General features: G+C 52.6%; 24 protein-coding genes and 1 tRNA gene. 23 read left to right on the plus strand and 2 right to left on the minus strand.

Annotation, left to right across the window (positions count from 1 at the left end; translation table 11 throughout):
- The first annotated feature begins 7 nt into the window (after window positions 1-7).
- A complete protein-coding gene (speB, locus tag PsW74_RS14675) occupies window positions 8-868 on the plus strand; it encodes an agmatinase (protein WP_063288747.1) in 861 nt (286 codons plus the stop codon).
- An 86-nt stretch (window positions 869-954) separates the two neighbouring features.
- Here the strand turns inward: speB and PsW74_RS14680 are convergent, their stop codons facing one another.
- Window positions 955-1,284 carry a hypothetical protein gene (locus tag PsW74_RS14680; RefSeq protein WP_063288748.1) on the minus strand — a complete coding sequence of 110 codons (330 nt, stop codon included), beginning with the start codon at window positions 1,282-1,284 and terminating at the stop codon, window positions 955-957.
- A gap of 247 nt (window positions 1,285-1,531) precedes the next feature.
- Window positions 1,532-1,621: transfer RNA gene (locus tag PsW74_RS14685), tRNA-Ser, on the minus strand.
- 306 nt (window positions 1,622-1,927) lie between these two features.
- On the opposite strand from PsW74_RS14685, the gene PsW74_RS14690 reads away from it, so the two are divergent.
- The 22 genes from PsW74_RS14690 to PsW74_RS29330 form a co-directional block, all read left to right on the plus strand.
- Window positions 1,928-3,073 carry a septal ring lytic transglycosylase RlpA family protein gene (locus PsW74_RS14690; RefSeq protein WP_063288749.1) on the plus strand — a complete coding sequence of 382 codons (1,146 nt, stop codon included), beginning with the start codon at window positions 1,928-1,930 and terminating at the stop codon, window positions 3,071-3,073.
- Between the two features lie 208 nt (window positions 3,074-3,281).
- The gene (locus tag PsW74_RS14695) at window positions 3,282-4,400 is read left to right on the plus strand and encodes a D-alanyl-D-alanine carboxypeptidase family protein (RefSeq protein ID WP_063288750.1); all 1,119 of its coding nucleotides are present in this window, start codon (window positions 3,282-3,284) and stop codon (window positions 4,398-4,400) included.
- Window positions 4,401-4,452: 52 nt separating this feature from the next.
- Window positions 4,453-5,118, plus strand: a complete 666-nt coding sequence (tmk, locus tag PsW74_RS14700) for a dTMP kinase (RefSeq protein ID WP_063288751.1) — start codon at window positions 4,453-4,455, stop codon at window positions 5,116-5,118.
- 20 nt (window positions 5,119-5,138) lie between these two features.
- Complete coding sequence (locus tag PsW74_RS14705; protein ID WP_063288752.1) at window positions 5,139-6,200, plus strand: DNA polymerase III subunit delta'; 1,062 nt, start codon at window positions 5,139-5,141, stop codon at window positions 6,198-6,200.
- Window positions 6,201-6,274: 74 nt separating this feature from the next.
- Entirely contained in the window at window positions 6,275-7,828 is a 1,554-nt protein-coding gene (gene metG, locus PsW74_RS14710) for a methionine--tRNA ligase (RefSeq protein WP_063288753.1), read from the plus strand.
- Between the two features lie 145 nt (window positions 7,829-7,973).
- Entirely contained in the window at window positions 7,974-8,756 is a 783-nt protein-coding gene (locus tag PsW74_RS14715; protein WP_063288754.1) for a TatD family hydrolase, read from the plus strand.
- Between the two features lie 49 nt (window positions 8,757-8,805).
- Complete coding sequence (locus PsW74_RS14720) at window positions 8,806-9,624, plus strand: MBL fold metallo-hydrolase (RefSeq protein WP_063288755.1); 819 nt, start codon at window positions 8,806-8,808, stop codon at window positions 9,622-9,624.
- A gap of 294 nt (window positions 9,625-9,918) precedes the next feature.
- Entirely contained in the window at window positions 9,919-12,216 is a 2,298-nt protein-coding gene (locus tag PsW74_RS14725) for a bifunctional salicylyl-CoA 5-hydroxylase/oxidoreductase (protein ID WP_063288756.1), read from the plus strand.
- 11 nt (window positions 12,217-12,227) lie between these two features.
- On the plus strand, window positions 12,228-12,980 hold the full coding sequence (locus PsW74_RS14730) for an SDR family NAD(P)-dependent oxidoreductase (RefSeq protein WP_063288884.1): 753 nt from the start codon (window positions 12,228-12,230) through the stop codon (window positions 12,978-12,980).
- On the plus strand, window positions 12,977-13,459 hold the full coding sequence (locus PsW74_RS14735) for a MarR family transcriptional regulator (RefSeq protein WP_063288757.1): 483 nt from the start codon (window positions 12,977-12,979) through the stop codon (window positions 13,457-13,459). Before PsW74_RS14730 ends, PsW74_RS14735 begins: the two co-directional genes overlap by 4 nt.
- On the plus strand, window positions 13,459-14,280 hold the full coding sequence (locus PsW74_RS14740; RefSeq protein WP_082830577.1) for an enoyl-CoA hydratase family protein: 822 nt from the start codon (window positions 13,459-13,461) through the stop codon (window positions 14,278-14,280). Before PsW74_RS14735 ends, PsW74_RS14740 begins: the two co-directional genes overlap by 1 nt.
- Complete coding sequence (locus PsW74_RS14745) at window positions 14,281-15,492, plus strand: acyl-CoA dehydrogenase family protein (RefSeq protein ID WP_063288758.1); 1,212 nt, start codon at window positions 14,281-14,283, stop codon at window positions 15,490-15,492. It abuts the gene before it with no gap.
- Entirely contained in the window at window positions 15,434-17,080 is a 1,647-nt protein-coding gene (locus PsW74_RS14750; protein ID WP_193775956.1) for an AMP-binding protein, read from the plus strand. The genes PsW74_RS14745 and PsW74_RS14750 overlap by 59 nt, the downstream gene beginning before the upstream one ends.
- Window positions 17,077-18,216, plus strand: a complete 1,140-nt coding sequence (locus tag PsW74_RS14755; protein ID WP_063288759.1) for an ABC transporter substrate-binding protein — start codon at window positions 17,077-17,079, stop codon at window positions 18,214-18,216. The genes PsW74_RS14750 and PsW74_RS14755 overlap by 4 nt, the downstream gene beginning before the upstream one ends.
- Window positions 18,217-18,323: 107 nt before the next feature.
- Entirely contained in the window at window positions 18,324-19,244 is a 921-nt protein-coding gene (locus PsW74_RS14760; RefSeq protein ID WP_057463887.1) for a branched-chain amino acid ABC transporter permease, read from the plus strand.
- Window positions 19,231-20,256, plus strand: a complete 1,026-nt coding sequence (locus tag PsW74_RS14765) for a branched-chain amino acid ABC transporter permease (protein ID WP_063288760.1) — start codon at window positions 19,231-19,233, stop codon at window positions 20,254-20,256. Before PsW74_RS14760 ends, PsW74_RS14765 begins: the two co-directional genes overlap by 14 nt.
- The gene (locus tag PsW74_RS14770; RefSeq protein ID WP_063288761.1) at window positions 20,249-20,998 is read left to right on the plus strand and encodes an ATP-binding cassette domain-containing protein; all 750 of its coding nucleotides are present in this window, start codon (window positions 20,249-20,251) and stop codon (window positions 20,996-20,998) included. The genes PsW74_RS14765 and PsW74_RS14770 overlap by 8 nt, the downstream gene beginning before the upstream one ends.
- Window positions 20,998-21,681: an ABC transporter ATP-binding protein gene (locus PsW74_RS14775; RefSeq protein ID WP_063288762.1), complete on the plus strand. Its 684-nt coding sequence runs from the start codon at window positions 20,998-21,000 to the stop codon at window positions 21,679-21,681. The genes PsW74_RS14770 and PsW74_RS14775 overlap by 1 nt, the downstream gene beginning before the upstream one ends.
- On the plus strand, window positions 21,671-22,093 hold the full coding sequence (locus PsW74_RS14780) for a thioesterase family protein (RefSeq protein WP_082830578.1): 423 nt from the start codon (window positions 21,671-21,673) through the stop codon (window positions 22,091-22,093). The genes PsW74_RS14775 and PsW74_RS14780 overlap by 11 nt, the downstream gene beginning before the upstream one ends.
- The gene (locus tag PsW74_RS14785) at window positions 22,090-22,509 is read left to right on the plus strand and encodes a RidA family protein (RefSeq protein ID WP_063288763.1); all 420 of its coding nucleotides are present in this window, start codon (window positions 22,090-22,092) and stop codon (window positions 22,507-22,509) included. Before PsW74_RS14780 ends, PsW74_RS14785 begins: the two co-directional genes overlap by 4 nt.
- A gap of 1 nt (window position 22,510) precedes the next feature.
- Entirely contained in the window at window positions 22,511-23,323 is an 813-nt protein-coding gene (locus PsW74_RS14790) for an alpha/beta hydrolase (protein WP_063288764.1), read from the plus strand.
- A gap of 393 nt (window positions 23,324-23,716) precedes the next feature.
- Window positions 23,717-23,901, plus strand: a 185-nt coding sequence (locus PsW74_RS29330; protein ID WP_208987996.1) for a CoA transferase, incomplete at its 3' end; no start/stop codon positions are given.

Here is a 23,901-nt window from a genome sequence, read left to right on the forward strand (position 1 = left end):
GTACGAAATGTCTGTTTTTCTTGACAGTGAGCTGACTGAAGCAGAACGCAAAGCAGAAGACGCTCTCTTCACAATTATCCCGGTCCCACTGGAACGCACCGTCTCTTACGGCTCAGGTACGTTAAAAGGCCCGCAAGCCATCATTGAGGCGAGCAATGAGCTGGAACGCGGCTGCAATGGCGTTGAGCCTTGCGCCTCCGGCATTGCAACGCAAGATCCTGTCGACTGTGATGGGCCCCTGCCGGACGTTATGGAGCGCCTTGCTCAGCGTACGGAAGAAGCCGTTATAGCCGGTAAAATTCCAATCACACTGGGCGGCGAACACTCGCTGTCTTACGGCGCGGTCTCAGGCGTTGCCCGAGCACTCGGCAAACCGGTTGGCATTGTACAGGTGGACGCTCACGCAGACCTGCGCATTGCCTATCAAGGCGAAAAACACTCCCACGCTTCTGTCATGAATCTCCTGGTAGAAGAGGGCAACTCCCTGGCACAATTCGGCGTACGCGCTCTTTGCCAGCAAGAAATAGACAGCCGGAAAGACAACAAAGTATTCTTTGTTGATGCTGAAGAATTGGTCACCAAAGGATTGCATGCCGTCGATCTGCCGGAGGATTTTCCTGAGCACATCTACATCTCCTTCGATGTAGATGGCCTCGACCCCTCCCAGATGCCAGCAACAGGCACACCTGTGCCCGGAGGTCTTGGATACTATCAGTCCCTGCATCTGGTAGAGCATGCACTAAAGGGCCGCAAATGCGTCGGCCTCGACGTGGTTGAACTCGCCCCGGACGGAAACGCCGCCTGGGACTTCACAACCGCCCAAATCACCTATCGCCTGATGGCAGCTGCAATGATCCATCAAGGCTAAAACTACGGCTTACTCAAGAGATATAAAGGGCCGCGATCACAAAATCGCAGCTCTTTTTCTATGAAATTATACATAGGGGTTCCAGGTCACTTGGCCAACAGGCCCAGCTCTTTTGCTCGCTCACTCAGTTGGATACATACAACCCCGTTCGCATCTTCCTCTGCATCTTCCAGAGTGTGCTGCACTTCTCCAGCAAGTCGAATACTTTCCTGAACCAGCACAATATAATGCGGTGTCGCTTTGAGCTTATTGTCTCGAATGTAATCCAGTGTCCGCTGGTGATTGATGCCGATATCACAAAAGTTATCCATAGTATCGACGAGAAAAATTTCTTTGATCCTCTCCTCAGCCGTCTGCGCAGCAACAGGCAACACAAACAAGCAGGTGAAGGCACCAGCTAAAATCAATCGCTTCATGTAAAAATCCCCATAGAGAAAATAACAGTCTGGCGTCGCTGTATTCAGCTGTCCATTCAGCAGATCTCGCGGAGGTGTTCTTTAGCCATTCAGAATGTAAGCGCAACCTGCAACAGGCCGTATGGAGGGTGAAGTCAGGCAGGTTTTATGGGAAACAGTCTAATCTGGAAGTTAATTTTCAGATTTCAGACAACAAAAAACCCACCATAAAGGCGGGCTCTTTTTGCTTATCTATCATAAAGATAGATGGCGGAGAGGGTGGGATTCGAACCCACGAGACGCTTCCACGCCCGCTGGTTTTCAAGACCAGTGCATTCAACCACTCTGCCACCTCTCCGGCTGTGTGGTGTGGGCTCTATTTGGTTCATGCGGCCTCCAAAGTCAAGCCGGCGAAAAACTTGTTCCACAGCCTGAATTTATTTTTTTCACAGCGGAATCAAACAGTCCCGCCAAAACCGCGATTTCCCCTAAGTAAGTTAGCCTTGACAAGAAACTCTCTTTCTTGTGGAGACATTTTGATCGGATTCAGTTAAGGTTTATCGGCTATCTTTTTAATATTGGTTCAGTTTGTAGTGAGCTCGGGTGTTTTTGCTCAACCAGACTGAAATCCGTCAGTGCCGAACATGTAGTGAGTAACAACGGTATGACTTCTTTACTGAATTGGGGCTATTCGGTGAAAGCACCAGCTCCCGAAACGATCAAACGTGTAGCGACCAGCATATCTGTAGTTGCCTTGTGCGCAGGTATTGCAGCCTGTGGTGGCGGCACAGACAAAGTGAAGTTCAGTGAAAAGAAGTACGGCGTGGCTGCAAGTCCTCGTGTGGTGAAAGGCACTAAGCCAGTTCCCAAAGGAGGCGGGCGCGCTGTTGTCGGCAAACCGTATAAAGTGGCTGGCAAGTGGTATTACCCCAAAAGGGACGATAACTACAAGAAAACCGGTAAGGCATCATGGTATGGTCCAACCTTCCATGGTCGCAAAACAGCAAACGGCGAAATCTTTGATCGTAATGCGCTAACAGCAGCGCATCCAACAATGCCTCTACCAAGCTATGCTAAGGTGACAAACCTGCAAAATGGTCGCTCCATGATTGTGCGCGTGAATGACCGTGGACCATTCCACGATAATCGCGTGATTGATCTGTCTGAGCGCGTTGCAGGAATGTTGGGCACCAAATCCAGCGGCGTTGCAAAGGTTCGTGTTGAATACGTTAGCCGCGCACCTCTTCACGGACAGGATGAGAAGAAGCTACTGGCATCTTATTCTGGCAATGGCGGAAACTGGAACGGCGGTAACTCTGCACCTCAGACCATGTTTGCCTTTGCAAATCCTGTGAAACGCATTTCCGGCCCGGCTCCAATGCCAAAAAGCAGGCCATACGACACTCCAATTTATGCGGCGCAAAATGTGTTGGCGTTCAATTCCAGCCAGCTCGATCCTGCTGTGGTCTACGAACGTAACTTGAGCACGACACAAGTCGCATCCATATCCAGCTTCAAGAACCGCATCAACAGCGCCCTTGCGACAAACGCAAACCCGAATGCGCCCAAACCTGCGATTGCCGCACAGCCAGTTTCAACGTCCTTTGGCAGCTCACTCCTTCCACCACCAAGTTCAGGTGTTTACAAAACACCAACAAGTGGCAGCGCACCAACGTTCCAGAGCGGAAATGCAGTTTCCTCCTATACGTCACAGCAAAGGCTCAACAGTGCGCATGAAGCATTTAAATCATTTTCAGGTGGAACTGGTTTGAAGAACTTACTGCAATCTCGTACTGGCCAAAAACACTAAGTCATTTAGTTTTAAACGGCTTTACCCAGTCTGCTGACCTGCGTTAGTGTTTGTTTTAGGGGATGGGGCGTAGCATAGCCTCTCTAAAAACATTCAGGGAGACGCAGGCGTGCAGGTTGGGTGGCAGAAGTGCAAACAGCATAAATCTCGAAGCAACTTTAAGCGCTGGCTATCTCCTGATTGCTGGAGATTTTCAGCGATAGCGGCAATGGTGCTCTGCGCTCTAGTCGCATCTCCAACAGCTCATGCTGTCGAGATAAAAGCAAAAGCTGCGACACTTTACGATTTCTCCAACAAGTCATTGATCTTCTCTAAAAACTCTCAGGTTTTGCTTGCGCCGGCAAATCTAACCAAGCTCATGACCGCCGTAACAGTGCAGCAGGCACTGCATGCCGGTGATATTACGCCGCAAACCACATTCAAGGTCAGTGAACATGCATGGCGGACAGGCGGGGCTCCAGCGCGCGTTACCACCATGTTTGCACGCCTGAACTCCTCTGTCCCCGTGAATGATCTAATGTATGGCCTCATCGTTCAAAGCGCGAACGATGCCGCAATCATTCTGGCAGAAGGGTTGGCGGGCAGTGAAACCAACTTTGCGCGGGAAATGAACAAGCTTGCCAAGTCCATTGGTATGGAAAACTCTAATTTCACCAATCCGACGGGTTTCCCTGACGAGAACCATAAAACAACACTGGAAGACCTGACAATCTTGGCGGCGTATGTCCTGGAACATGAGCCTGAACTGCATTCTGTGTTTTCCATGGACCGCTATACCTGGAACAAGATCACACAGCGCAACAAAAACCCGCTCATTCGGGATATTGAAGGACTGGACGGGTTCGGAGCTGGCTTCTCTGAGAGAGAAGGTTTTGCAGCACTTGGAACACTCGACAGCAACGGTCGTCGCTATGTAGCCGCTATTGCAGCATCCCCGACGATGCAAGACCGTGTTCAGGACATGAAAACTTTATTGCTGCCATCCTTTTCCGGTCTTAAGCTCGAACAGTTTTTCCGCAAAGGTGATCTTGTCAGCGATGCACAAGTGTATGGCGGCAAAAGAACAACAGTCTCCTTGAAGACAAATGATGCCGTAGCAACGCTTATCAATCCCAACGAAAAAGACAAATATCAACTGCGCGTTGTTTACAAAGGCCCCATACCCGCACCGATTAAAGAGGGAATGGAAGTTGGAGAACTGCAGGTTCTTTCCAAAAATGACGTGATTTATCGGGCAACACTGGTTACAGGAGAGGATGTAGCCATGGGAGACCTGCAAGGCCGTGCTTGGGACGCGCTAGGCGAGTTCTTCTACCAGTTGTTCTAGCACCGGATTTCAGAACTATTGAACTCCGTAGGTCTTGGAGGTCTGTTCGACGTTGTCGGGTATTTTTATCAGTTTTGAGGGCGGCGAGGGCGCCGGTAAGTCTACTCAAATTCAGCGCTTGCGCGACAAACTCGCGGCCAAAGGCATTGAAGCAATCACCACACGTGAACCGGGCGGCTCTCAAGGCGCTGAACTCGTTCGCGAAGTGCTGCTGTCCGGCGCTGCAAAAGATTATGGTGTAACGGCTGAGGCAGTCCTTTTTGCAGCTGCCCGAGCAGACCATATCGACACACTGATCAAACCGGCATTAGATGACGATAAATGGGTCCTGTGCGACCGATTTGCCGATTCCTCACGCGTCTATCAGGGCGAATCCGGTGTTCCTCCGCAAACCGTAGAAGCCTTGCAACAGGTCGCAATCGCAGGTCATAATCCAGACATGACCTTGCTGATCAACGTGACGCCTGAAGTCGGCTTAGCCCGCGTCTCAAAGCGTACCGCTCCTGTCGAATTTGATGGCCCGGATCGCTTTGAAACAGATACCTTGGAAACGCATCGTCGCAGACAAGAAATGTTTCTGGAGATGGCCCGAAAAGAGCCGGACCGCATCACTGTGATTGATGGTGACCAGTCTCAGGACAAAGTGACTGAGGATATCTGGCAAGCTGTCCAAAGCCGCTTTGAAGAGCAAATCAAACAAGATACGGCCCGTCCGTAAGCAATCAGGGAAAAGTGAATATGGCGAAAGCTCCCATAATCGAAGAAGTCCCTGAGTTCGACGAGGTCGAAGGCCTTCCGCTTCCACGCGAGCAATCCAACCTATACGGCCACGAACTTGCAGAAACCGAACTGCTTGATGCCTACAGATCGCAGCGGTTTCATCATGCATGGATCCTCGGCGGCCCCAAAGGCATCGGCAAAGCCACACTGGCATTTCGTTTCGCGCGCTTCATACTGGAGCACCCGGACCGCTTTTCTACGCCGGTGATGGCTGCAAACAGCCTATACGTTCCACCAGAAAGCCATAGTTCTCAAATGATTGCCGCAGGTTCTCATGCAGACCTTCTGCATCTGCGACGTCCATGGGACTTGAAAGGAAAGCGTTTCAAGCGTGACCTTCCTGTTGATGAAGTGCGTAAGACCACAGGCTTCTTTGGGTCAACGGCCGCAGGCGGAAACTGGCGCATCTGCCTTGTTGATTCTGCTGACGATATGAACCAGTCCGCAGCCAACGCTCTGCTTAAGATTCTCGAAGAACCACCAAAGCAGTCGCTCTTTATCCTGCTTTCACACAATCCCGGGCGTCTTTTGCCAACAATTCGCTCCAGATGTCGCCAATTGTCCATGCGCAAGCTGGAAGAGCAAACGATTGAGCAAGCGCTGACTGACATGGGCTGCGCTCCATCCGGCAACACACAGGCTCTGCACACACTCGCTGATGGCAGCCTGCGTCAGGCCGCATTGGCAGCAAACGGCGGAGCGTTGCAAATCGCGCAGGAGTTTACAGGCTTGGTTGAGACAATCGCCAATCTGGATATGATCCGTGCGCACAGCTTTGCGGATAAAGTTTCGGGACGTGGTGCAGAAGACGCGTGGAACACATTTTTGGAGCTGACCCGCACGTTCTTGAGCAATCAACTGCGTAAAGATGCAAGCACAAAGCCGGATGCGCTTGTCAGGTGGGCTGACTTGTGGGAAAAGGTGGGCCGCGCTGCCTCAACAGCAGAAGCTTTAAACCTTGATCGCAAGCAAGTTGTGTTGTCTTTCCTCGTTGACTTGCGGAAGGCAAGCACGAGCTGACCTACGTCTTTTTGGGCCACAAACCCAAAGAATTTTCCAGATTTAGATCCCGGATCAAAAGATCGCTTTAGGATATGACAGAAAAATCGCCTTTCTATATTACAACAGCAATTTCCTACCCAAATGGTGAGCCGCATATCGGCCATGCCTACGAGGCAATTGCAACTGACGTGCTGGCCCGCTTCCAGAAACTGGATGGCCGAGAAGTACACTTCCTGACGGGTACCGACGTACACGGTCAAAAGATGCTTCAGACCGCCGTCAAGGAAGGCATGTCACCTTCAGATCTTGCAGATAAGAACTCCAAGCTTTTCCGCGAAATGGTGGAAATGCTGGGCTGCTCTAATGACGATTTCATTCAGACCAACGAAGAGCGTCACTATAAATCCTGTCAGGCAATCTGGCAGAAAATGGCAGATGCTGGCGATATCTACAAAGACAGCTACGCCGGTTGGTACTCTGTACGCGACGAAGCCTACTATCAGGAAGGCGAGACCGAAGTTCGCGATGACGGCGTTCGTTATGGTCCTCAAGGCACGCCTGTCGAGTGGGTCGAAGAAGAAAGCTACTTCTTCCGTCTCTCAGCTTATGAAGACAAGCTGATCGAGCTGTATGAGAAGAACCCTGACTTTATTGGTCCAAATGCACGCCGTAACGAAGTCATGAGCTTCGTAAAAGGTGGCCTGAAAGACCTATCCATCTCCCGCACCACCTTTGACTGGGGCATCCCGGTGCCAGGTGATGAAAAGCACGTTATGTATGTTTGGGTCGACGCGCTGACCAACTACATCACTGCGCTTGGTTATCCTGATATGGACGGCGACATGGCCAAGTTCTGGCCTGCCAACGCACATATCATCGGCAAAGACATTATCCGCTTCCACGCGGTGTACTGGCCTGCATTCCTCATGTCCGCTGGTGTTCCACTGCCAGAGCGCGTATTTGCCCATGGTTTCCTGTTCAACTCCGGTGAGAAGATGTCCAAGTCTCTGGGCAACGTCATCGCACCGCGTGATCTGGTAGAAACCTACGGCCTCGACCAAATTCGCTACTTCTTCCTGCGTGAAGTTCCATTCGGTCAGGATGGCAACTACAACCACGAAGCAATGGTAAACCGCATCAACGCTGACCTCGCCAATGACATCGGCAACCTGGCTCAGCGCTCGCTCTCCATGATCTTCAAGAACTGCGAAGGCAAACTGCCGGTTCCAGGCGAATTCTCTGCTGACGACAAGGCAATCTTGCAACAAGCTGATGAGATGCTGGAAAAATGCCGCGGCTTCATGGCAAAGCAGGAAATCCACCATGCACTGGCGTGCATCTGGTCAACCGTTGGTGAAGCAAACCGCTACTTTGCCTCTCAGGAGCCTTGGGCGCTGAAGAAGACTGACCCTGAGCGCATGAGCACAGTTCTTTACACCACTGCTGAGATCATCCGTCAGGTTGGCATTCTCGCACAACCAGTGATGCCAGGCTCTGCATCTAAACTGCTGGACCTACTGGTGCTGAATGAAGACGAGCGCTCCTTTGCACTGCTAGGTGAAGCTGGTCGCTTGCAAGGTGGTCGTGATCTGCCGAAGCCACAAGGCGTGTTCCCACGCTATGTTGAGCCGGAAACTGCAGAATAAAGCGCAAGATTATGTAGCTTAAAGGGGAGGCGCGTATGCCTCCCTTTTTTATGAGGGAAATGCGCTCGCATTTTCCGCTGAGATAAAACAAGAGGTCTACCGGACCTATTGACAGAATCGCGCTGGAGGCGCTTTTGCTGTGACCATGTTAGTTGATAGTCATTGTCATCTGGATTTTCCGGATTTCGCAGAAGAACGCGATCAGATCATCGAGCGCGCCCACGAGGCTGGCGTCAAGCTGATGGTCACCATCTGTACTCGCGTCCGCAAGTTCGAGCAGATTAAAGAAATCGCTGAGGCCTATGACAGCGTATACTGCTCCGTCGGAACCCATCCGCACCAAGCGGGTGAGGAAACCGACGTCACCACGGAAGAACTGGTGGAGATTGCTAAGCATCCCAAAGTGGTGGCAATCGGAGAAGCCGGACTAGATTATTTTTACGACAACGCATCTCCAGAAGATCAGGAAAAAGTCCTGCGCACGCATATTGCAGCAGCACGCGAAACCCAGCTGCCGCTGGTTATACATAGCCGAGATGCCGATGAAGACATGATGCGCATTTTGGAAGAAGAGATGAAGGCTGGCAGCTTCCCAGCACTTCTTCATTGCTTTTCCTCTGGCAAAGAGTTGGCAATGAAGGGTCTGGAGCTCGGCCTTTATGTCTCCTTCTCCGGCATTTTGACTTTTAAGCACTCCACCGAACTGCGCGAGATCGCAGCAGAACTTCCAATGGATCGCCTTCTTGTTGAAACAGATGCCCCGTATCTTGCGCCGCAGCCATGGCGTGGCAAGCGCAACGAGCCTGCCTATGTAGCGCACACCAACAAAGTTCTGGCTGAAGCACTGGGCGTCTCAGAAGATGTAATGGCCAAGGCAACCACACAGAATTTCCTGCGCCTGTTTTCCAAGGTGCCACAGCCAGCTTGATTGACTAAACTGACGCGGATCGTGTTGCCATTGTATTTTGAGAGGACCGATGACCAGCAATTTTAAGGTCACTATTCTGGGCTGCGGCTCATCTACCGGCGTACCAAGGATTGGTGGAGATTGGGGCGAATGTGATCCCAATGAACCGAAAAACCGCCGCCGTAGATGTGCTCTGCTGGTTCAGCGGTTCTCTGAAAATGGCACGACGACCATAATTGTGGATACCGGCCCGGACTTGCGTGAGCAGATGCTGGCAGCCGGTGTCACACACGTGGACGCAGTACTTTATACCCATGCCCACGCAGATCACTTGCATGGTATAGACGACTTGCGCTTCTTTGCGCTCATGCAGCGTGCCAAAGTGCCCGTTTTTATGGATGAGTTCACCTCAAAGCGTGTCCGGTCTGCCTTCGACTACTGCTTTGTCACGCCGCCAGGTTCCGGTTATCCGCCAATCCTGAGCGAAAACCGCCTGACGAATGGCACTCCGGTCACCATCGATGGTGCAGGGGGACCGATCACTGCGCTACCATTTCTTGTCCATCATGGCGACATTGATGCACTGGGCTTCCGCTTTCAGGATCTGGCATACACGCCAGACGTCAACGATATCCCGGAAAGCAGCTTACATGCATTGAAGGGACTGGATACATGGATTGTGGACGCACTGCGTCAGAAGCCACATCAAAGCCACTTCTGCGTAAATGATGCATTGGCGTGGATTGAGAAGATGAAACCTGCCAAGAGCATCCTCACCAATTTGCATTGCGATCTGGATTATCAGCACTTGCGGACAGACCTTCCAGAAGGTGTTTCACCTGCCTTTGATGGTCAGGAAATCAAATTTCCAGCACATGCGACGGTCTGAAGCCGTCGCATATTTTATGATACCTAAACAGAATCAATGCTTGCCAGACCTCCACGTTTCATGCTGATATAGATATATCAGTGACGCGTGCGAGATAAATATATTTCTCTGCCGAGATAAGGCAGCTCGCTACAAACCAAAAATAAGCATATAAAATACAGCACGTTAGACTGACAATTGGCCACTCTTTGTATATTTTATACTTAGATATTTTATGTTTGAAATAATTTAAAAAACCTGTCACGCTTATCTCAAGTTGGAATTAGGCACTTGCAGCCTAAGGGGGAGAGAGCAATGAAAGTCGCATGTCTTGGAGGCGGCCCGGCAGGTCTTTATTTCGCAATCAGCATGAAGCTGCGAGATCCTCAGCATGAGGTCACAGTCATTGAGCGAAATAAGTTTGACGACACCTTCGGTTGGGGTGTTGTTCTTTCAGATGAGACACTGGACAACTTCAAGGTCAACGACGAGAAAAGCGCTGAAGCCATCCGCGCGCATTTTGCTTACTGGGATGACATCGCGGTTCATTACCGAGATACATGCCACGTCTCCAGCGGTCACGGCTTCTGCGGCATTGGCCGCAAGCAGTTGCTTCTGCTGCTACAAGACCGGGCTAAAGAGCTTGGCGTAAACATGGAATTCGAGCGCAACTACACAAGCGCAAAAGAGCTCATGGGAGATTACGACCTCGTTGTTGCTGCAGATGGTCTGAACTCCACCAGCCGCACAGAGTTTGCTGAGTATTTCAAGCCAGACATCGACACCCGCAAATGCAAGTTCGTCTGGCTCGGCACCCACCAGAAATTCGATGACGCCTTCACCTTCATTTTCGAAGAAACAGAGCATGGCTGGATCTGGGCGCACGCTTACCAGTTCGATGATGACACCGCGACGTTCATCGTGGAATGTACGGAAGAGACATACGAAGCATTTGGCTTTGGCGATATGAGCCAGGCTGAATCCTGCCGGACCTGTGAAAAGATCTTCGAAAAGCATCTTGGTGGCAATCAGTTGATGACCAACGCAAACCACGTCCGTGGTTCTGCATGGATCAACTTCCCACGCGTGCTCTGTGAGAAATGGTCCCACGAAAACCTCGTTCTCATGGGCGATGCCTCTGCAACCGCACACTTTTCTATCGGATCAGGCTCAAAGCTTGCCATGGAAAGCGCCATTGCACTGGCAGATTATCTGCACAGCGAAAACTCCATTCAAAGTGCATTCCAGAAGTACGAGGACGAGCGCCGCTTGGAAGTTCTTAAGCTCCAGTCCGCTGCTCGTAACTCACTGGAATGGTTTGAAAACGTCGAACGCTACTTGCACCTGGATCCAGTTCAGTTCAATTACTCACTCCTGACACGCTCCCAGCGCATCTCCCATGAGAATCTGCGAGAGCGCGATGCTGAGTGGCTGGGAACAGCAGAAGGCTGGTTCCAAAATCAAGCCGGAGTGTCGGATACTGACAATGCTCCACGCCCGCCAATGTTCGCACCGTTCAAACTTCGCGAGATGGAACTGAACAACCGCGTGGTTGTCTCGCCTATGGCCCAGTACAAAGCAGAAGATGGAACAGTCTCCGACTGGCATCTGGCCCACTATGGCGAACGCGCCAAAGGTGGAGCAGGAATGGTTGTTGTTGAGATGACCTGTGTCAGCGCAAATGGCCGCATCACACCAGGCTGCCCGGGTCTTTACGCACCAGAACATCAAACGGCATGGAAGCGCATCACTAATTTTGTACATGAATACAGCAACGCAAAGATCTGCTGCCAGCTTGGCCATGCCGGTCCAAAAGGCTCAACGCAGCTTGGCTGGGAAGAGATGGACGCGCCGTTGAACGACGGCAATTGGCCGCTTCTTGCCGCTTCTCCAATCGCTTGGTCTGAACGCAACCAGACGCCAAAGCAAATGGACCGGGCAGACATGGACCGCGTCAAGGCAGAGTTCGTGAATGCAGCCAAGATGGCAGACGCATCTGGTTTTCATATGGTCGAGGTCCACTGCGCCCACGGTTATCTTCTGTCCTCCTTCATCTCACCACTCACCAACAAGCGTGAAGACGAGTATGGCGGATCGCTTGAAAACCGCATGAGATACCCACTGGAGGTCATCAAAGCAGTACGCGAAGCATGGCCTCAGGACAAACCAATGTCCGTGCGTATCTCAGCAACGGACTGGGTGGAAGACGAGGGCCTCACACCAGAAGAAGCTGTTGAGATCGCTCGCATGCTGGACGCAGCTGACGTTGATATCTGCGATGTCTCCGCAGGTCAGACCAGCACTCGCGCACAACCGGTTTATGGCCGTATGTTCCAGGTGCCGTTCTCAGACCGTATCCGCAACGAAGCCGGTATGAAAACCATGGCTGTCGGCAACATCTACGAGCCAGATCATGTGAACTCAATCCTGATGGCTGGTCGCGCAGATCTTGTATGTCTTGCTCGTCCGCATCTGTCCGATCCGTACTGGACACTGCACGCAGCTGCTGAACTGGGTGACAAAGGTGTGTACTGGCCAGAACCATATCATGCTGGCCGTGACCAGCTGTACCGTCTGGCAGAGCGCGCCGAGACCATGAAAGTTCGCGTGTGAGGAAGATCGGTTTGGAAAAGCATGCACTCATAACAGGTGGCGGGACAGGCGTTGGGGCTGAAATAGCCCGCCACCTCGCGGGGGCTGGCATCAACGTCACCATTGCAGGGCGCAGACGCGAGCCGCTTGATCTGGTCGCAAGTGCCAACAGCCGCATCAGCGCTGTTACAGCAGACATTACCGATGAAGTATCCGTTGGGCAGATGTTTGAAAAGGCGGCTGAAGCAAACGGACCAGTCAACATCGTGATTGCCAATGCAGGTGCAGCAGAATCTGCACTTTTTGGAAAGATCGAACGGGAAGACTTCCAGCGCATGCTCGACATCAACCTGACAGGTACATTCCTGACCTTCCAAAAAGGACTGGAATGCCTGAAAGGGCAGGAGTATGGGCGTTTGATCGCCATTGCCTCAACAGCGGGGTTGCGCGGTTATTCCTATGTGTCTCACTACGCCGCAGCCAAACATGGTGTCATCGGTATGGTCAGATCACTGGCACTCGAACTTGCCAGCAAGCCATTTACGGTCAATGCTGTGTGTCCAGGATTCACAGAGACCCCAATGCTGCAACGCTCGATCGAAAACATCATGCAAAAAACCGGAATGAACGAAGAGCAGGCACGGGCCGCTCTTTACAAGGACAACCCACAGCAACGCTTCATCCAGCCGGACGAAGTCGCCGCCACAGTGGCATGGCTCATCGGAGATGGCGCCCGCTCTGTGACAGGGCAAGCTATTTCAGTATCAGGAGGCGAAACCCAATGACTGCCTCACAGGAAATGCTCAAGGCTGACAGAGCAACCGACGACAAGTCCCGCGTTCGCCTCTGGTTGAGATTGCTCCGCGCCTCTCGTGCGATTGAAGGCGAACTGAGAGAGCGGCTGCGGACAACCTACAATGTGACCTTGCCACGCTTTGACGTGATGGCGGCACTTTACCGGGAGCCAGAGGGCATGCTCATGTCCCAGCTCTCCAAATACCTGATGGTATCCAACGGCAACGTCACCGGCCTCATTGATCGCCTGACCACGGACGGACTGGTTCATCGCACCTTGAGAGACGGAGACCGGAGAACCTCTGTGGTTCTGCTCACCAAAGAAGGCCGCGAGAATTTTGAGCAAATGGCAGCAAGCCACCGCGAATGGATCAATGAGTTGCTCTCTCACTTTTCTCCCGATGAAGCAGAAACCCTTGCTGAAACACTGAAGGTATTTGCAAGCGATTGGGAGGGGGAGGCCCGATAATGCTGACAACCTACAAAATGGCGAATTTGCAGCCAAAGCACTTCATTTGGCGCATGGAAGGTGATGTCGCAGTCATCCAACTGGACCGCCCGGACCGTAAGAACCCGCTGACCTTTGAAAGCTATGCCGAGCTGCGCGATACATTCCGTGATCTCGTCTATGCAGACGACGTTAATGCCGTTGTGATCGCCTCCAACGAAGGCAACTACTGTTCAGGTGGAGACGTCCACGACATCATCGGTCCGCTAGTTGCAATGGACATGAAAGACCTGCTGAAGTTCACGCGTATGACGGGTGATCTGGTCAAAGCCATGATCAACTGCACCAAGCCGATCATTTCAGCTGTAGACGGTATCAGCGTTGGTGCTGGGGCAATCATGGCCATGGCATCAGACCTGCGCATTGGTACACCAGACGCCAAAACAGCCTTCCTGTTCACCCGCGTCGGTCTTGCAGGCTGTGACATGGGCGCGTGTGCCATTCTTCCGCGCATTATCGGTCAGGGGCGTGCTGCAGAGCTGCTCTACACTGGCCGGTCCATGAGTGCTGAAGAGGGCTACACTTGGGGCTACTTCAACTCTATGTCCACCACAGAAGCACTAGAGGCCGATGCTATTCGCATGGCGCAGCGCATCACGGCAGGGCCAAATTTTGCGCACGGCATCACCAAGACCCAGCTCAATCAGGAATGGAACATGGGTCTGGATCAGGCGATTGAAGCTGAAGCACAGGCGCAGGCCATTTGCATGCAGACCAAAGACTTCGAAACCGCCTACAAAGCTTTTGTTGCAAAAGAAAAACCGGTCTTTGAGGGGGCATAAATGGCTGACACCACCTTCCTCACATGGCCGTTTTTTGAAGAAAAACACCGAGAGCTGGCCGAAGCCATAGAAAACTGGTGCTGCGAAAACCTTCCAGCTGACCACTCTGACACGGATGCTGCCTGTATCAAGCTCGTTAATGATCTGGGTGCCGCTGGTTTCCTGAAGCTCACTGCTGTTGATCCGGCAGATCCCAAACCGCTGGATGTCCGTAGCCTGTGCATCATGCGCGAAACACTGGCCCGTCACGACGGTCTGGGGGACTTCGCCTTCGCCATGCAGGGTCTGGGAACAGGCGCCATCAGTCTGTTTGGCACGCCAGAACAACAGCTGTGGCTCAATAAAACCAGAGCAGGCCAGACACTCTCTGCGTTTGCACTAACAGAACCAGACTCCGGTTCAGACGTTGCAAACATTGAACTTTCCGCCATCCGCGACGGCGATGACTATGTGCTCAATGGCGAAAAGACCTGGATCTCCAACGGCGGCATTGCAGGCCTTTATGTTGTCTTCGCAAGGACGGGCGAAGCACCGGGTGCCAAAGGCATCAGCGCCTTCATAGTACCGGCGGATACACCGGGCTTAACCGTTGAAGAACGGCTGGATGTGATGGCACCTCATCCTCTGGCACGGTTGGGCTTCAAACAACTGCGCATTCCAGCAGCAAACCGCATTGGGGGAGCCGGAGAAGGCTTCAAGATCTCAATGTCGGTTCTGGATGTCTTCCGCTGCACCGTCGGCGCTGCTGCTTTAGGCTTTGCCCGCCGTGCATTGGAAGAAGCCGTAGCACGCGCAACAACCCGCAAACTGGGGGATGGCGTGCTGGCCGATATGCAGATGGTGCAAGGCCATCTGGCGGAAATGGCAATCGACATTGATGCCTCTGCACTCCTGATCTACCGCGCTGCATGGACGAAAGACATGGGGGCAGCACGAGTATCTCGCGAGGCTGCCATGGCAAAGCAATTCGCAACCGATCAGGCCCAACAAATCATTGATAAGGCGGTACAAATCCACGGGGGCGAGGGCGTCCGTTCAGGCAATACTGTCGAAAAACTTTACCGTGAAATCAGAGCTCTTCGCATTTACGAAGGCGCATCCGATGTTCAGAAAATAATAGTAGCAAGGCAATTGCTTTCTCAGGAGGGGAGAAATGCTGGGACCAAGCGCGCACAAGGACACCTTCACAAGGGACAGGCTGCCACCAATTGATCAGCAGCCAGTTTTCCAGCTGGAGGGGTTTGAGTACCCAGATTACATCAACGCCGCAGTAGAGTTGACCGACAAGATGGTTGAACGCGGCTTTGGTGACAACATTGCTCTCATCGGCAATGGCAGAAAACGCACTTACAAAGAGCTTGCGGACTGGACGAACCGCATCGCTCGAGCTCTGCAGGAGGATTACGGAGTAGAACCGGGCGACCGCATTCTTATCCGCTCAGCAAACAACCCGGCCATGGTCGCCTGTTGGCTGGCTGCCACAAAAGCAGGCGCTGTGGTGGTCAACACCATGCCAATGCTGCGGGCTGGCGAGTTAAGCCAGATCGTCGACAAGGCCGAAATCAAACTGGCCATGTGTGATCTTCGCCTTATGGAAGAGATGGAGCGTTGCCTTAAGCAGAACGACCATCTGAGCAAAATCGTGAGCTTCGATGGCACGGCCAACTTTGCCGGTGAGATGGATAAGGTCGCACTATCAAAGCCCGTCCAGTTTGAGGCTGTTCAAACAGGCAGAGACGATGTCTGCCTGCTGGGTTTCACATCTGGCACCACCGGACAGCCGAAGGCAACCATGCACTTCCACCGCGATCTGCTGATCATCGCAGATGCCTATGCAAAGGAAGTGCTGAACATCCAGCCATCGGACGTGTTTGTTGGCAGTCCGCCACTGGCCTTTACATTTGGCCTCGGCGGCTTGGCAATTTTCCCGCTTCGGTTCGGCGCAACCGCTACTCTGCTGGAAACGGCAGGGCCCAAGCAGCTTATTGAGATCATTGAGACTTACAAGGCAACGATCTCGTTCACAGCACCAACGGCTTACCGTGCCATGATGGCGGCAATGGAAGAGGGGGCAGACCTGTCCTCACTGCGCATTGCAGTCTCAGCAGGAGAAACATTGCCAGCACCAGTGTTTGAGCAATGGAAAGCAAAAACCGGGATTCCGATGCTGGATGGGATTGGCGCAACAGAAATGTTGCACATCTTTATTTCCAACCATTTGGAAGATGCCATGCCAGCAACCACTGGTCGGGAGATCAAAGGATACTCCGCAAAAGTGGTTGATGAAAACATGCAGGAGGTTCCACGCGGCACAGTTGGCAAACTTGCCGTAAGAGGACCAACCGGTTGTCGGTATATGCAAGATGACCGGCAGCAGAAATATGTTCGTGACGGCTGGAATTTGACAGGTGATGCCTTTTATCAGGATGAAAAAGGGTATTTCCACTTCGCAGCCCGCGCAGACGATATGATCATTACGTCCGGTTACAACGTCGCCGGGCCTGAAGTTGAGGCTGCTCTGCTAAGCAGCCCGGAAGTGTCCGAGTGTGCGGTAATAGGCGTGCCAGATGAGGACCGGGGACAGATTGTTGAAGCTCATGTGGTGCTGGTGGAGGACCACCCACAAGATGCAGATGTAATCAAACGTCTTCAGGACTATGTAAAATCTACTATAGCGCCTTATAAATACCCTCGTTCACTTAAACTGGTAGATTCTCTACCAAAAACCGCGACCGGTAAAATTCAAAGATTCCGCCTGAAGGAACAGCTGGTCGAGGATAAATCAGGGGAACTTATATGAAAAAACTCGTTTCAGCCGGAGTAGCCGCCCTTCTGTGTTGTACAGCTGGCGTGGCGCAAGCCGAAGTTAAAATTGGCATGATCACCACCTTGTCAGGCGGTGGCTCCACCCTCGGTATCGACGTCCGCGATGGTTTTGAGCTCGCACTCAAACAGGCAGGCGCATCCGATGTGAAGCTGCTGGTAGAAGACGACGCCCGCAAGCCGGACGTTGCCAAAAAACTGGCAGACAAATTTATTCAAAAAGACAAGGTTGATATCCTGACAGGTATCATCTGGTCCAACCTGGCAATGGCTGTGGTTCCTGCGGCAACCCGCAAAGGCACGCTCTACATCAGCCCAAATGCAGGCCCATCTGCGCTGGCTGGTAAAGCCTGTCACGAAAATTACTTCAACGTGGCCTGGCAGAACGACAACTTGCATGAGGCAATGGGATCTCACGCCAATAAGGCAGGCTACAAGAAGACCTTCATTCTGGCGCCAAACTACCCAGCTGGTACCGATGCTTTGAAAGGCTTCAAGCGGATGTACCAAGGCGAGCTGACAGGTGAACTCTTCACCAAGCTCGGTCAGGATGACTACGCTGCAGAAATCGCACAAATCCGTGCTTCTGGCGCTGACAGCGTGTTCTTCTTCCTGCCAGGTGGCATGGGCATTGCGTTCATGAAGCAGTACGCGCAGTCCGGCGTTGATGTGCCTGTCATGGGTCCAGCCTTCTCTTTTTCACAGGATATTCTGCCTGCAATTGGTGACGCTGCACTCGGCGTAGCAAACTCCTCACAGTGGGGTAAGGACATTGAGAGCGAGGTAAACGCAAAGTTCGTCAAAGGCTTCAAGGAAGCTTATGGCCGTCTGCCTTCTCTTTACGCATCTCAGGGCTATGACGCGGCAAACCTGATCCTCTCCGCGATGGAAAAGGCAGATGTCAGTGACAAAGACGATTTCCGCGCAGCACTGAAAGAAGCTGATTTTGCTTCTGTACGCGGTGACTTCCAGTTCGGCAACAACAACCACCCAATTCAGGACATTTATGTTCGCGAAGTGGTGAAAGAAGACGGCCAGATCACCAACAAAATTGTCGGTGTCGCAATCAAAGGCCATCAGGATGCATACGCATCCAAATGCCGGATGAAATAAGCCAACGCGTTGAAGTAAAAAGTTAATCAGCGGGGAGACCCTAATCCTTCTCCGCTGATCCCCTATACTGATGTCACAATGAAAAAGAAGCCTCGGGAATATCATAAATGACGGCAGCTTTGATTTTTGAGCAGGTATTGAACGGGCTGCAATTCGGTCTCACTTTGTTTCTGATGGCAGCTGGCCTCACGCTGGTCTTCGGCGTTATGGGCCTGATCAACCTCGCTCATGGCTCGCTTTACATGGTCGGTGCCTTTTGTTGCGCTTGGATCACTCAGCAAACCGGCTCTTTCTGGCTTGGTCTTGGTGGTGGTGTCCTTGGAGCGGCGGCAGCTGGTGCACTCATCGAAATGCTTGTCATTCGCAGGCTTTATGACCGCGATCACCTTGATCAGGTACTGGCAACCTTTGCTCTTATTCTGATCTTTTCTGAAGGCACCCGCATGGTCTTCGGCTCCATGCCACTTTACCTCAACATTCCGGCAGCTCTGGGGGGCACCATGGCGTTGCCCGGCGTAGAAGCTTATCCGGTCTATCGCCTGTTTATCATTCTGGCAGCGCTGGCTGTTGCCCTGCTTCTCTACCTGCTTATTTCCAAAACGCGCCTTGGCATGCGGATCCGCGCCGGTGAAAGTGACCGCGAGATGATCGCTGCCTTAGGTGTTGATATCAAAACGCTTTACACCATCGTTTTCGCATTGGGCGCCGCGATCGCAGGTCTGTCGGGTGCTCTGGTCGGGGCATTGCGCTCCGTACAGGTCGGCATGGGAGAACCTGTTCTCATTCTGGCCTTCGTGGTCATTGTGATTGGCGGCATTGGCTCAATCAAAGGCGCTCTCATCGGCTCCATCCTGATTGGCCTCGTGGATACTCTGGGACGTATTTTCTTGCCCGTTATCCTGAAGTTCTTCATGGAAAATGCCAGTGCAAACAGCATCGGGGCAGCTCTGTCTTCCATGCTTATCTATCTGATGATGGCAGGCATTCTGGCAGTCAAACCAAAGGGGCTTTTCAATGCAACGAACTGATACAGCTCCAAAATCCATCAGCATGCCAAAGTTGAGCCGCGAGGCCGTCGTTAACATCGCAGTTATGGCAATCCTGCTGGCTCTGCCGCTCTGGGCGTCTTCCATCGGAGAAGACTACTACGTCAATCTGGCAAGCCTGATCACCATCTTCGCCATTGCTGGCGTTGGCCTCAACTTTGCCATCGGGCAAGGCGGAATGGTCAGCTTCGGCCATGCGGCCTTCTTCGGCATTGGCGGCTACACCACTGGCATTGCAGCCTTTCACAGCTTTGAAGAGACCCTCTTCATGGCCATGCCTTTTGCAATCTCCGGCACCAACCAGATGCTTATCATCTGGATTGTCGCAATGGTCATTTGCGGCATCGCAGCCTTAGCAATTGGCGCAATCTCGCTGAGAACCGAAGGCGTCTACTTCATCATGATCACACTGGCATTTGCCCAGATGATCTACTACTTCGCCATTTCCTGGCCGACATACGGCGGTGAAGATGGGCTCTCAATTTACCTGCGCAACGAACTTCCAATGGTAGACGCAGAAAGCGCTCTGACGTTCTTCCTTGTCTGTTTTGTCCTGCTGCTCGGTGCAATCTTCGTCTCAGCACGCTTGTCTGGCTCCCGTTTCGGGGCAGCTCTCGGCACCGCCCGTATGAATGAGACACGGCTGGCAACCTCTGGCATTGATCCATTCCCGATCAAGCTCACAGGCTTTGTCATCTCCGCGATGATCACCGGCTTGGCTGGAGCGTTGTTTGCCGAGCTAAACGGCTTTGTAGGCCCTTCAATGCTCTCCTGGCACCGTTCCGGCGAGATTATGGTGTTCGTCATCCTTGGCGGCGTCGGGCGTCTCTACGGCCCTGTTATCGGCGCAGCCCTGTTCGTATTGCTCGAAACCTATATCGGCGAATGGACAGAGCACTGGCAACTGCTGCTTGGTCTGGCCTTGCTCGGGGTCGTTCTGTTCGCCCGAGGTGGCGTCATGGGCATGATTGCAGGGAGAGCACGCCATGACTAAACCGGTTCTTGAAGTCAAAAGCTTGCACAAATCCTTTGGTGCTTTGCAGGCGACAAAAAACGTATCTCTGGATCTGAAACCTAATGAGATTCATGCTCTTATCGGACCAAACGGGGCTGGCAAATCAACGCTCATCGGTCAAATTGCGGGCTGGATCACACCCGACAGCGGCAACATCATTCTGGATGGCGAAGACGTGACCTCAGAGACAGTCGCCAGCCGGTCCCGTAAGGGACTGGGCCGCAGTTTCCAGGTCTCTTCGCTGGCCATGGACGTCAGCGCCCGTCGCAATGTCATGCTCTCCGTACAAGCCAGTCAGGGCTCCAGCTTCCGCTTCTGGAAGCAAACCAAGTCCGACGAAGAACTGCGCGAAACCGCTGGAAACTGGCTCAGAAAAGTCGGTCTCGGTGGTCGCGAAGATATCGCGGTCTCGGAACTCTCTCACGGTGAGCGCCGTCAGGTGGAAGTCGCCTGCGCTCTGGCTCTCAAGCCCAAAGCACTGCTATTGGACGAACCCATGGCAGGCCTTGGCCCGACAGGCTCTGTTCAGCTCACTGAATTCCTTGAGGAAATTCGCCCGGAAATCCCAATCCTGCTCATTGAGCACGACATGGATGCCGTGTTCCGTCTGGCAGATCGCATCACAGTTCTGGTGGGCGGTGCAGCCATTCTGTCAGGCTCGGTCGATGATATCCGCGCCAGTGCGCTTGTCAGAGAAGCCTATCTTGGGGAGGAAGCCTGATGCTCTTAGAAGTCAAAGGCTTGGAAGCCCATTACGGCGCTGCACAAGCGCTCTTCGGTGTGAACCTCTCCGTCAATGAAGGCGAAATGGTCGCGATGCTTGGCCGCAATGGCATGGGCAAATCAACCACAATCAGCTCTATTTGTCAGATGGTTACGCCAACCAAAGGCACCATTGAGTTTCGCGGTCAAAGCCTGAACCGCCTGTCCAGCCACAAAGCCGCACGCCTTGGTCTGGGACTGGTCCCGGAAGGTCGACGCTGTTTCCCGAACCTATCTGTTCTGGAAAATCTCAGCGCAGCCGCCCGCAAAGGCGCATGGACGCTGAACCGTGTCTATGACTTGTTTCCACGCCTTCAGGAGAGGAAAAGCCAGAGCGCAAACACGCTGTCTGGCGGAGAGCAGCAAATGCTCGCCATCTCCAGAGCCTTGATGACAAACCCGAAATTGTTGATCCTTGACGAAGCAACGGAAGGTCTGGCACCTGTGGTGCGCGGGGAAATCTGGCAGGCGATCGCCAGGCTGAAGAAGGAAGGACTGTCCATTCTCATCGTCGACAAGACGCTCAAGGAGCTCCTTCCGCTGGCTGATCAGGCCGTCATTCTGGAAAAAGGCGAGTCAGTCTGGGCAGGCCGCCCGGATACACTCACCGAGGAAATGAAGGACAGATACCTTGGTCTTTGAACGCACGATCAAAGTGATTTTCCAGCACTGCGATCCCGCTGGAATTGTCTTTTATCCCCGCTACTTCGAGATGATCAATCAAGTCACCGAAGAGTGGTTCGAGCAATCGCTCGGCACGTCGTTCGTAGAAATTCATATAAATCAAGGGGATGCAGTCCCCACAGCCAAGATCGAAACAGAGTTCAAGAAGCCAAGCAAGCTTGGTGACGAACTCTTATTCACGCTTCAGGTTTTAAAGCTCGGTCGCTCCAGTGTGCATCTGGAGTTCACAGTCACCTGCGCAGACCAGCTTCGGCTCACAAGCCGCTCGGTCATTGTCTACGTCAAAGGCGAGGACAAGAAGCCAGCGAGTTGGCCGCAAGCCATTAAGAAACAAATGGAATTTCTCCTGAAGGAAGAGGGACCTTCATGACAACACAACAAGCACTGTTCAAATTTCTCCAGCCGGAAGGTTGGAAGCCTGCTTCTGGATACGCCAATGGCATTATGGCAGAAGGCACACCCATCTTTCTGGGAGGTCAAATCGGCTGGAACGACCAGCAGGTCTTCGAGAGCGATGATCTCATTGACCAGATCAAGCAAACGCTTGAGAACATTCGAGAAATTCTAGCCACAGCTGGCGCGAAGCCAGAGCATGTGGTGCGCCTGACGTGGTATGTGGTCGACAAGAAAGACTACACCGCTCGCCTGCGCGAAGTTGGCGAGGCGTATCGCTCTGTGTTTGGTCGTCATTTTCCATCCATGACCATGATCCAGGTGGCTGATTTGGTGGAAGATCAGGCCAAAGTGGAAATTGAAGCAACGGCAGTACTGCCAAGAGCGGAATAACATGATGCGGGATTGGGACGCGGCCTATCATAACTCCGGTGCAGTGCCAAACGCACAAGAGCTGTTCGATCAATGGGTTGAACGCTCCAAAGCGTTTCGCGAGAGCTCAAAAAACCAGCTGGAAGTCGCCTACGGAAGCGGGGAGAGAGAGAAGCTCGACCTGTTCTTCCCGCAAGGCACTGAGGCGTCCAAAGGGCTCGTCATGATCGTTCATGGCGGGTACTGGAAGGCCTTCGATAAGTCCGCTTTCAGCCATCTGGCGAAGGGGGCTGTCGAGATGGGTTACACCGTTGCCATACCGTCTTATGACCTCTGCCCAGACACGAATATTGTCAATATTACCAATCAGATGCAGAAATCTCTTGAAGTTGCAGCTGAACAAGTTAATGGACCGATTCACCTGACAGGTCATTCTGCTGGTGGTCACTTGGTTGCACGGCTCGGCTGTAAAAATCGGATGATACCAAACAGTATCACTAGTCGGATCAAGCACATCCTCGGCATCAGTGGGGTCTACGATCTGCGGCCAATCCGCAGGACAGCAATGAACGACACCCTGCATATCAACGAAGCGGAGGCGCTGGCAGAAAGTCCCGTCCTGCACGAACCTCTTGATAATCTTCGCTTTACAGGCTGGGTTGGCGCTGAGGAGCTGGCAGAGTTTCGACGGCAAAATGCAACCCACTGCGCAATCTGGGGCGGTTTCGAAACACACATCACCGCCTATGAAGATCCGGGCAAAAACCATTTTTCCGTGGTAGAGGCGCTGGAGCAGCCCAACAGCCTACTCCTCACAACTATGTTGAATACATAATCACAACATACTGAAATATATAGACATTATAAAAACCACGCGATTTTGCGCTCTTATGTGTAATTTTGCGTGGTTTAAGTGATTCATGCGTTACTTTAAGTTGCTATGTGACTGCGTTGATGAATTCATTTCATCAGAAAGTGTCTGGCACAGCAACCGAAGCAACCCGGCGCGTCAGATTGAAAAACCTCCTCACACACTCCATTCGTCTTAACCTATTGGATAGCCTATTCACCAAATGGAGAGTTGTGGAACTACCATCAGCCGCTCTAAGGTTGATCCAACAACGCGAACCGGAGTTATCCGCCCAGCGCGGCTTGCAGGTACACTCATCTGACAAGCCAGCTCTGTAAGGCATCAACTCTGGAAACGGGCACTTTCCAAGATGCCCGTATGCGCAGGACTTGGCTGACTGGGGAGGCATATGTGACAGCAGAAAAAGCGGGACCACTTTCAGGACTTCAGGTGGTGGAGATGGCAGGCCTTGGCCCAGCGCCCATGGCCGGACAATTGCTTGCAGATCTGGGAGCCGATGTCGTCGTCGTCGACCGCCGCACCGGCGAGCGGATCGACAAGGA

The organism is Pseudovibrio sp. W74, from assembly GCF_001623085.1.
Lineage (GTDB): Bacteria > Pseudomonadota > Alphaproteobacteria > Rhizobiales > Stappiaceae > Pseudovibrio.

What these genes read in the sequence shown, in the direction of transcription:
- PsW74_RS14785 (WP_063288763.1), top strand. Translation starts at nt 22,090, where the DNA reads ATGACAACACAACAAGCACTGTTCAAATTTCTCCAGCCGGAAGGTTGG.
- PsW74_RS14775 (WP_063288762.1), top strand. Translation starts at nt 20,998, where the DNA reads ATGCTCTTAGAAGTCAAAGGCTTGGAAGCCCATTACGGCGCTGCACAA.
- speB (WP_063288747.1), top strand. Translation starts at nt 8, where the DNA reads ATGTCTGTTTTTCTTGACAGTGAGCTGACTGAAGCAGAACGCAAAGCA.
- PsW74_RS14745 (WP_063288758.1), top strand. Translation starts at nt 14,281, where the DNA reads ATGGCTGACACCACCTTCCTCACATGGCCGTTTTTTGAAGAAAAACAC.
- PsW74_RS14690 (WP_063288749.1), top strand. Translation starts at nt 1,928, where the DNA reads ATGACTTCTTTACTGAATTGGGGCTATTCGGTGAAAGCACCAGCTCCC.
- metG (WP_063288753.1), top strand. Translation starts at nt 6,275, where the DNA reads ATGACAGAAAAATCGCCTTTCTATATTACAACAGCAATTTCCTACCCA.
- PsW74_RS14770 (WP_063288761.1), top strand. Translation starts at nt 20,249, where the DNA reads ATGACTAAACCGGTTCTTGAAGTCAAAAGCTTGCACAAATCCTTTGGT.
- PsW74_RS14720 (WP_063288755.1), top strand. Translation starts at nt 8,806, where the DNA reads ATGACCAGCAATTTTAAGGTCACTATTCTGGGCTGCGGCTCATCTACC.
- PsW74_RS14715 (WP_063288754.1), top strand. Translation starts at nt 7,974, where the DNA reads ATGTTAGTTGATAGTCATTGTCATCTGGATTTTCCGGATTTCGCAGAA.
- PsW74_RS14750 (WP_193775956.1), top strand. Translation starts at nt 15,434, where the DNA reads ATGCTGGGACCAAGCGCGCACAAGGACACCTTCACAAGGGACAGGCTG.
- PsW74_RS14740 (WP_082830577.1), top strand. Translation starts at nt 13,459, where the DNA reads ATGCTGACAACCTACAAAATGGCGAATTTGCAGCCAAAGCACTTCATT.
- PsW74_RS14790 (WP_063288764.1), top strand. Translation starts at nt 22,511, where the DNA reads ATGATGCGGGATTGGGACGCGGCCTATCATAACTCCGGTGCAGTGCCA.
- PsW74_RS14755 (WP_063288759.1), top strand. Translation starts at nt 17,077, where the DNA reads ATGAAAAAACTCGTTTCAGCCGGAGTAGCCGCCCTTCTGTGTTGTACA.
- PsW74_RS14735 (WP_063288757.1), top strand. Translation starts at nt 12,977, where the DNA reads ATGACTGCCTCACAGGAAATGCTCAAGGCTGACAGAGCAACCGACGAC.
- PsW74_RS14680 (WP_063288748.1), bottom strand. Translation starts at nt 1,284, where the DNA reads ATGAAGCGATTGATTTTAGCTGGTGCCTTCACCTGCTTGTTTGTGTTG.
- PsW74_RS14765 (WP_063288760.1), top strand. Translation starts at nt 19,231, where the DNA reads ATGCAACGAACTGATACAGCTCCAAAATCCATCAGCATGCCAAAGTTG.
- PsW74_RS14705 (WP_063288752.1), top strand. Translation starts at nt 5,139, where the DNA reads ATGGCGAAAGCTCCCATAATCGAAGAAGTCCCTGAGTTCGACGAGGTC.
- PsW74_RS14725 (WP_063288756.1), top strand. Translation starts at nt 9,919, where the DNA reads ATGAAAGTCGCATGTCTTGGAGGCGGCCCGGCAGGTCTTTATTTCGCA.
- PsW74_RS14695 (WP_063288750.1), top strand. Translation starts at nt 3,282, where the DNA reads ATGGTGCTCTGCGCTCTAGTCGCATCTCCAACAGCTCATGCTGTCGAG.
- PsW74_RS14760 (WP_057463887.1), top strand. Translation starts at nt 18,324, where the DNA reads ATGACGGCAGCTTTGATTTTTGAGCAGGTATTGAACGGGCTGCAATTC.